The sequence below is a fragment of the Phormidium sp. FACHB-1136 genome (assembly GCF_014697375.1).
In the GTDB taxonomy this organism is placed as follows: domain Bacteria; phylum Cyanobacteriota; class Cyanobacteriia; order Phormidesmidales; family Phormidesmidaceae; genus Nodosilinea.
Genome location: NZ_JACJRS010000154.1, coordinates 1 through 8,297, shown reverse-complemented (window position 1 = coordinate 8,297; position 8,297 = coordinate 1). Strand labels below are relative to the sequence as shown.

Sequence of the window (8,297 nt, the reverse complement as noted above, 5' to 3'; positions counted from 1 at the left end):
ATGCTGTTGAGGCTATCCATCGGTGCACCGTGTTTTACTTGCACCTGCACTCTATGCGGTGGATAGCTTTTTTCCAACCCAACCCCAAAAAACTGTCCGGAGTGTTGGTCTACAAGGCCCCTCTCTAGGTCGCGCTCTTGAGCCTCTTTTTCTAGGGTCAGGAAGTCGAAGTTATACGGGTCTTTGATGAGCTGTTGAGCCAGATCCGATTGAGGAGCAGGAAGTGCTCGCTCAAAATTGGTGACAGCACTACCTGTTCGCTCAAAGAGGCCGCTTTCGATCTGCATCTCAAGGATGTTTCTACTCCAGCCATTTTCAACGGTTTGCTGGACATACCAGAGCCGCGCATCTGGATCCTTGACCTTCTCTAGGATGCGGATATTGTGGCTCCACGGTATTTGGCCAACAGCCTGTTGGCTAATTTGCTCCTCAGTATAGGCCTCGGCAAACACCCGCATTGATTTGAGGTTTGACCGGGAGAAGCCTTTGATATCAGGGAACTCGCGCTTTAAGTCCCGAGCCAGATGATCAATGACTTTACTACCCCAGCTTGCCTGCTTTTGCTTGGCGATGATCTCTTGCCCAATATGCCAATAAAGAAGGATGAGCTCCTGGTTGACAGCAAGGGCTGCCTTAACCTGTGCCGAGCGGATGCGCCGCTTTAATCCATCAAGAAAATCGGCGTAGTTGCTATCTAACGAGAGGGAGGACTCTTTGGGCATGAAGAAGACTATAGCAGGGGAGGAGGTTTTATACTTTCTGGGAAAATGGATCCATTAAGATTCAGAGAATAGTTTTGAATCCATACTTCTCCCGGCAACTTTTGTATGACATCATCCCTTTTGATGTCATAGAATTGACGCAGACTAATACGCATGATCTTAACACCTTAGCGGATCCATTTTAAGTAACCTCATCCTGTCTTCAGGTAGTTTGCCTGTACTTTCGGGTGCTGAGTTTCTCTTACCAGCCATCTTGGGTCGGTCTGGTGAGCGAACCACTTACCGCTACCTGGCTTAGTTTTAGCAGCGGAAAATTTTGGTCGTTAAGACTGAAACTCTTATACAGCATGGGGTCTAGCTGTCAAAGCTGTCTTGCAGGGCGCAACCAAAGGAAAAGCTGGCTTCACCCCGATGGCAGAGGTCTTCAACTCGCCCCCGCACAATGCGATCTGCGGCGTTGACGGTATGTTGAATACTGGTGAGCTTTTGCCCCTGGGCCAGCCAGGAGAGAAACCGCAGTCCTTCTAGGGCGTTGCTTTTGCCGGAGGCGTTGGCACCAATTAGCACGGTGAGGGGGCCGAGGGGGAGCCTCCCGGTGCGATAGCTTTTGAAGTTTTCGAGGGTGAATTCGGATAGAAGGGCGCTCATGATCTTCATTTTCCTCGAAACCGGGTAACGCCGACAAGGTCTTCATGTACAGTCGATTGGTAGCCTAGACCGGGGTGGAGCGGCCTACTACCCTAGCTTGGGCAAGTCTGGGCGTTATGTCCTAATCGAGCGCAGTCGCTTCATGAGGGCGGGGCGATTGCTATAGTCGGTCTTAAGCCGCTCAAAGCGCTGGCGAAAGGCGGGTAATTGCCCCTGGTGCTCCGCCAAGTCCCGGAGGTCTCTGAGCAGGGTTGTGGCTTCATCGTAAGCATAGGCTTGTTTCACCTGAATCAAATTCAGCACCCGTTCCCAGGTTTTCTCCGATTTTGGGGCTAGGGCCTCCAGAGCTTTGATGCGCTTCTTTTGGGCAGCCGCTTGTTCCTTTTGTTGACGTTTGGTCTGCTGATCTGCGGCGACCGCCATCAGTTCCGAAAATCGCCGCTGCCCTGGGGCGGGAGACGGAGGCGGGGGTAAATCAACGGCGGCCAGTTCCTTCAGGCGGTTGATTAATTGCACATCAACATGGGGTTCTTGCCGCACCAGTTTCAGCAAAAATTGTTGGCGTTCTGCTTCAGGGAGTTGGGGCAGCCACGCTTCCAGGGGCCGAGCGGGGGCGGACTGATGACTAGGGCTGGCCTGGGCTGCCGCCGCAACCAGATCCGCATCCAAAGCGACCCATTCCATAAAGGCTTTCAGGGGCGGGGTGAGCTTCCCCAGGTTAGGAGGCAGGGGCGGCTCCAGCGGGTCTTCATCTTCGCCATAGGCCATCAGGTGAGGACAGAGGCGCAACCAGGCCAAATACAAAACCCTCAGATCCCCGGCCAGCAGGTCATCCCGCAGCGGCAAGAGCTGGGGCAACCAGCCTTCCCCTTCCACCCAACCCATGATGCCCCCTTCGTCCCGAATCTCAAGGTTAAGAATCAGGTGGTCGGCGGTGGTAGAGACCGTGATGGCCTCTTCAACTTCATAGGGTTCAAACCAAGCGGGGTTAACCAGCGCTCTGGGCAAACGAAACATGAGTTGCCAGGTGCCCCAGTTAGCCATGTAGAGCATCGCATCAAAGGACTGGGCCAATAGGGCCTCTGGGTTCCCCCGAAAGTCGCCATAGTGATAGACAAAGCTGGCCCGGTGCGGGGTCACCTGCGCCCGACTAGACAGCGATTGCAGGGTTTTCTGCTCCTGGGCGGTCAGGGCGCGATCCAGGGCTTGAAACTCGTAATACTGGTATTCGCTCATGGGGGTGAAGGCAGGCAGAAGGGGGTCAGGAGGACTATCTATTCCACCAGTCACGGGTTAGGTTGGTGGAATAGGCTGAAGTCATGGCTTTCAAGGCGCTCTAGTCATTATGACTCTGAGCCTAATACCGAGGAAGCCTTTTCTGATATCCGTGCCCTTATGTGTTAATTTCTACTTTCTAAACATCCTCTAAGTGAGCACATATCTATCTAGATATGTGAGTCAGTGATTACACGTCTCCCCCCTGAGATCCCCTGAGTCCTTACCATGCCCACCCACCCGACTTTGTTTCCCGAAGACACCAATTACATCGCCCTGCTGGATGGTCTAAAGAAGCGGATTCGTTCTGCCCAAGTGAGGGCTGCACTGGCCGTTAATCAGGAACTGATCCTGTTGTACTGGCAGATCGGTCGGGAAATCCTGGAGCGACAACAGCAGAAAGGTTGGGGTAGCAAGGTTGTGGATCGCCTCGCCAAGGACTTGAGACAAGAATTCCCTGACATGAAAGGCTTCTCGCGCTCAAATCTGCTGTATATGAGGGCTTTCGCCGAAGCATGGCCTGACGAACAAATTGTCCAACGCACCGTTGGACAATTACCGTGGAGGCATAACATTGCCTTGATTGAAAAGCTAAAAGCTCCCCAGGAGAGGATTTGGTACGCCCAACAAACCCTAGACAGTGGCTGGAGCCGGGACGTGCTGGTGCTCCAAATTGAAAGCCGCCTATACCAGCGCCAGGGCGGAGCAATTACCAACTTCGAGCACACGCTACCCCAACCCCAGTCCGACCTCGTCCAACAACTCATCAAGGATCCCTACCATCTGGAATTCCTGCCGCTGGGGCAGAAAGTCCAGGAACGGGATCTCGAAAATGCCCTCGTGGCTCACATCCGGGATTTCTTGATGGAGCTGGGGGTGGGGTTCGCCTTTGTCGGTAGTCAGTACTACCTCAAAATAGGCGGTGAGGATTTTTACTTAGACTTGCTGTTCTACCACTTAGAGCTGCGCTGCTTTGTGATCATTGATCTCAAGATGGGGGAATTCAAAGCAGAATACTCCGGCAAGATGAACCTCTATGTTTCAGCCGTAGACGAGCAGATGCGGAAGGCCCATGACAACCCGACCATTGGCATTATTCTGTGCAAGTCCAAGAACAAAACCATCGCTGAATACGCCCTACGCAACCTCAACACCCCCATTGCTGTGTCTACCCACCGCCTGCCAAAAGCCTTGCAGGAGCAGTTACCGTCCATCGAGCAGTTGGAGATGGAACTGGAGTCGGCGATCAATGAAGCGATCCATGAAATTGGAGCTGACTCAGAAAGCCCAATTACCTAGATTCCGCAACCAGTTATCTCCCATCGACAAGGGAGCAAATCCAGCGCCCAGGGGATATCTGGAGGTGGAATTCCATTTCCAATCCAGGTGATCAGATCACGGGCCTGATGGTCTAGGGTTTCGTTACTTGGGCAGCACGAATTCGCTGTTTGAGACCATCTAGCAAGGCAAAGTCGAGATCTTCGTCGGGCAATAGGCTGAGGTCGGTGGGCATTGCTGGCTAGTACTCTGAGGCGGAGATCTCTCGACTATTGGCACCCAGGTGTCGGACTCTTGTGGCAAGCCAGAGGCTTGCGCGACGACGGTAGACTTATTTCTGCCTCAGAGTACTAGTTAATTGCTTAATTGATTAGTCGATTAGTTGGTTGACCGATTAAGCAATTAGGTAAATAATCGCTTAATCGAACCATCAAATACCTTAATGTAGGACTTCTCTCATTGTCCCTATGAACGGCAATGACTTCCTTCCAGTTTCTTATCGGTCAAGTTTTGGGGGCAAATGGGGGTGTTTGGCGTACTTCGTGTTCAACAACAACCTTGGATTAACTGGTTAAGCGATTAATCGATTTACTGCTCAAGCAAGACAAATACAATCTCAGGCAAGGTGTCACATGAATGGGCAAAGCATCATCCAACATGGCCCAAACTCTGACGGGCTGGGGCGGAACCCAGTACCTTCTACTCAGAATTCCGCCGCTCTCTTTATTGCTCTAATGTACTTAATTGGTTGAGCGCTTAAGTGAATAATCAACTAAGTGATTGGTCAATTAACTGATTGACTGGTTAGTCGCCAGTACGTTGAACCCATTGCTCTAGAAGTTCGGCCACCAGGTCAGAGAAGTCTTGGTCAGTATCGATCAATCGCCGCTTCACCTGCTTGTTGAGTTCGATGGGGATGTAAGCGCCCACCTGAATGTAGTTGGGGTCAGAGCGCTTTCCGGTAGCTTTGCGCTGACGCTTCTTAGGGGGATCTTCCGGTGCTGGCTCTGGGGTAGCCTTGGCTTTCTGGCGGCTTTGGGCCAGCTTGTCGAACATGTTGGCGGCATCAGGCATGGCGTTCAATCTCCTTAGCTAGCGATTCATACTCTCCCCAGGCGATGCGGCCAAACCGATCCCCGGTGTCGTAGACGGGCACCCCGACCAGAGCAGCTTTTTCGTAGGCGGTTAAGCGCCTAATCATTTGATTAAACACTGGAATGCTTAATTGCTTAAGCGTTTCCTTGGCCTGGAGCGCCGTCGCTTTTTTCCGACTGTCTACCATCGTTAGCACCACCCCGTAGGCGGTCAGGTTTTTAAGGTTATCTACGGTGGCCAGCAGTGCCTCTAGGGCCAGGGCATCGGGGGTGGAGGGTAGCACCAGCAAGTCACAGCCCTCGGCTAGAGCCTCCAGTTCGGCTTCGTCTGGGTGGGCCTCGGTATCGACAATGACGTGATCTTTGCCCCTAGAGGCTTTGGCAGCAGCCATCAAATCGCACACTTGAAACGGTAGGGTTCCCCGCTTGGCCCAAGAAAGCGAAGACCGATTTGGGTCGCCATCGACCAACAGCGTTTGGTCAGACCTTTGGGCAAAGTAAGCCGCGAGGTGAATGGCGGTGGTGGTTTTGCCGACCCCACCTTTAAATCCAGCGACGGTAATAATCATGAACTTTCTCGATGATTAAGCGATTTGCTATTTAAGTGATTAATCACTTAGGCGATTAACTGCCTGAGTGACGCTGGCTCATTGTACCGCTTAGCCACTGATTTGATTGTCTGATTAACCGATTTACTGGTTAATCGATTAGTCACCAAGATGTAGCGAAAGGGTGAGACTGATCGGTGATGTTATATTTTGCGTAGAGTCGCTGTAATAATTGGAATCTCGATATTTGAGCGTTTGCCTCTATATCTCATCCGTGGGAATTGCGTTAAGGAAGGTTCCATCTATGGAGAGCAGACCAATAGCAAGAAAGATGGCTAATCACTTGAGCGCTTAATTGACAGACTGCTTAGCTGATTAACCAATTAAGCGAAAAATGTCACAGTCCTAAGCGTTAAGTGCTGTATTTTGATCCACCATCATGGCAACCTGTGGTCTTACCCTTGGCAAGTTTGCGCCCCTGCACCGGGGGCACCAGTTTCTCATTGAAACGGCCTTGGCCGAGATGGATGAGGTGATTGTCATAGCCTACGATTGCCCGGAAATAACAGAGGTACCGCTGTCGGTGCGGGCCAACTGGATTCGGCAGCTTTACCCAACGGTGAGGGTGATCGAGGCATGGGATGGGCCAACCGACATTGGCGACACTCCGACCATTAAGCAGGCCCACGAAACCTATGTTTTGCGTCAGCTTCAGTGCCAGTGTGTGACCCATTTTTACTCTAGGGAATTCTATGGCGAGCACATGAGCTTGGCATTGGGGGCTGTGAACCGCTTGGTGGACTGGACAACTGACTCGAAATGGGAAAACCGCACCGCCGTCCCCATTTCAGCCACCCAGATCCGCGCTAGTCCCTACGCCCATCGTCAGTTCTTGCATCCTCTGGTCTATCGAGACCTGATTACCCATGTGGTGTTTCTGGGAGCACCCTCCACGGGCAAAACTAGCCTGGCGGAAGCCCTCGCCCAGCACTACCAGACTCGCTGGATGCCAGAGTATGGCCGAGAGTATTGGGAAACCCATCAGGTCAATCGGCGGCTATCGCTGGAGCAACTAGAAGAGATTGCCATCGGTCATATAGAGCGGGAAGAAGCCCACCTGGCCCAGGCCAACCGCTACCTGTTCACCGACACCAACGCCCTCACCACCTACCGTTTTTCGCTTTACTACCACGGCACCGCCACGCCCCATTTGACCGAGTTGGCCAACCGCTGCTCGGCCCGCTACGACCTGGTGTTTCTGTGCGAGGCCGATATTCCCTACAACGACACCTGGGATCGATCTGGGGAGGGCAATCGGGCGGTTTTTCAAAAGCAAATCATGAGCGACTTGCTGGTGCGGCGCATTCCCTTCTTTCGGGTGAGGGGCGACCTTCAGCATCGAATCCGTTACGTGGAACGGGTGCTGGCCCAGTTTCAGAAGTACCATAACCTCCTAGACCCGTTGCCGATAGCCTATGGTTGACCTGCTCAGCATTAACACCATTGCCTTTACTATCTTGGGCTACCCCATGAGCTACATCGAGCTGGTGGGGACGATTCTCTATTTGTGGTCAGTGTGGCTGATGGCTCGCAAGCAGATGCTGACCTGGCCCGTGGGCATCCTCAGCGTGCTGCTGTATATGAGCCTGTTCTACCAAATTCGGCTGTATTCCGATGCCCTAGAGCAGGTCTATTACCTGCTAGCCAGTGGTTATGGTTGGTGGTGGTGGCGGCAACAAGGCCCTGTGGAAGAGAGTCCCACAGGCTTTTTCTACAGCCCTCGTCGTCAAAGCCTGCTGACCCTCGGCATCACGCTAGGGGTGGGGTTAGCCTTGGGCGGGATGATGGGGCAGGTTCACACCTGGCTACCCCAGTGGTTGCCAGAGGCGGCGGCTTTCCCCTTCCTCGATGCCATCACAACGGTCATGAGTTTTACGGCCATGGCCCTGATGGCCCTCAAGCGGATTGAAAGCTGGTTTTACTGGATTGTGGTCGATATCATCGCCATTGGCCTGTATTACGTCAAAGAAGTGCGGTTTCTCTCGCTGCTGTACGTCCTTTTGCTGGGGATTGCCATACATGGCCTCAGATCTTGGCATCATGTCCATAGAGCAGCCAATCGCCATAGCGCTTAATTGCATTGCTGATTAAACGATTAACTGATTAAACGATTAACTGATTAAACGATTAACTGATTAAACGATTAACTGATTAAACGATTAAACGATTAACTGATTAAACGATTAATGAGATAACTGCTTAAGTGATTAAATGTTTCAATGATTTAGTGATTAAGCAGTTTTGACAAACAGGTTTTGCCTTTTTGGTTTGCCTATACATGGACTTATGGTCAGAGCAACCCCATAGCCGAAAATGACACCCATCGTCTGCAAGGGTTCAGGTATGTTCTTTGATTTCATGTTGCCCAGAACCCTTGCAGAGCAGGTATTTTCAACAAGTCTCCCACTTTAGTCGTCCGATCCCCTCATCTCATCCCCACTCGGCTTCAATCTATGCCGTGAGATAGCTTAGCCCATCTGCATCTCAGATCGGGCTTTCGTTGGGGCAGAATTTGGGTTTTGAGTCTGCGGCCTAGATCGAGTGCGTTGTTGCACCTTAGCTGGGGGCTCAATATCCTTGATGGGCTTATAGGGAAACCCACTATTGGAGGCTTCCCTGGCGGCTCTGACGGCTTTTACACTGGCGGGCGTCTGCTCATCAACCAGTCCTTC

At 52.1% G+C, this 8,297-nt stretch carries 9 protein-coding genes; 3 read left to right on the top strand and 6 right to left on the bottom strand.

Features of this window, described 5'->3' with window-relative positions:
• The 3 genes from H6G62_RS25015 to H6G62_RS25005 form a co-directional block, all read right to left on the bottom strand.
• On the bottom strand, window positions 1-722 hold a 722-nt coding region (locus tag H6G62_RS25015), incomplete at its 3' end, for a DUF1016 N-terminal domain-containing protein (protein ID WP_190500276.1).
• A 354-nt stretch (window positions 723-1,076) separates the two neighbouring features.
• Complete coding sequence (locus H6G62_RS25010) at window positions 1,077-1,370, bottom strand: AAA family ATPase (protein WP_199325232.1); 294 nt, start codon at window positions 1,368-1,370, stop codon at window positions 1,077-1,079.
• A 114-nt stretch (window positions 1,371-1,484) separates the two neighbouring features.
• Complete coding sequence (locus H6G62_RS25005) at window positions 1,485-2,606, bottom strand: hypothetical protein (RefSeq protein ID WP_190500274.1); 1,122 nt, start codon at window positions 2,604-2,606, stop codon at window positions 1,485-1,487.
• 267 nt (window positions 2,607-2,873) lie between these two features.
• Between H6G62_RS25005 and H6G62_RS25000 the strand changes: the two genes are divergently transcribed.
• Window positions 2,874-3,944 (top strand): PDDEXK nuclease domain-containing protein, encoded by a 1,071-nt coding sequence (locus H6G62_RS25000; protein ID WP_190500272.1) that lies wholly within the window; start codon window positions 2,874-2,876, stop codon window positions 3,942-3,944.
• A gap of 783 nt (window positions 3,945-4,727) precedes the next feature.
• Here the strand turns inward: H6G62_RS25000 and H6G62_RS24995 are convergent.
• Window positions 4,728-4,997, bottom strand: a complete 270-nt coding sequence (locus H6G62_RS24995) for a hypothetical protein (RefSeq protein ID WP_199325231.1) — start codon at window positions 4,995-4,997, stop codon at window positions 4,728-4,730.
• Window positions 4,990-5,586, bottom strand: a complete 597-nt coding sequence (locus H6G62_RS24990; protein ID WP_190500270.1) for a ParA family protein — start codon at window positions 5,584-5,586, stop codon at window positions 4,990-4,992. The genes H6G62_RS24995 and H6G62_RS24990 overlap by 8 nt, the downstream gene beginning before the upstream one ends.
• A 418-nt stretch (window positions 5,587-6,004) precedes the next feature.
• Between H6G62_RS24990 and H6G62_RS24985 the strand changes: the two genes are divergently transcribed.
• Together H6G62_RS24985 and pnuC are read left to right on the top strand one after the other, a co-directional pair.
• A complete protein-coding gene (locus H6G62_RS24985) occupies window positions 6,005-7,048 on the top strand; it encodes an AAA family ATPase (RefSeq protein ID WP_190500267.1) in 1,044 nt (347 codons plus the stop codon).
• A complete protein-coding gene (gene pnuC, locus H6G62_RS24980) occupies window positions 7,041-7,700 on the top strand; it encodes a nicotinamide riboside transporter PnuC (protein WP_199325230.1) in 660 nt (219 codons plus the stop codon). The genes H6G62_RS24985 and pnuC overlap by 8 nt, the downstream gene beginning before the upstream one ends.
• A gap of 393 nt (window positions 7,701-8,093) precedes the next feature.
• Here pnuC and H6G62_RS27545 read toward each other — a convergent pair.
• Window positions 8,094-8,297: hypothetical protein (locus H6G62_RS27545; protein WP_206755659.1), on the bottom strand; the 204-nt coding region annotated here is incomplete at its 5' end.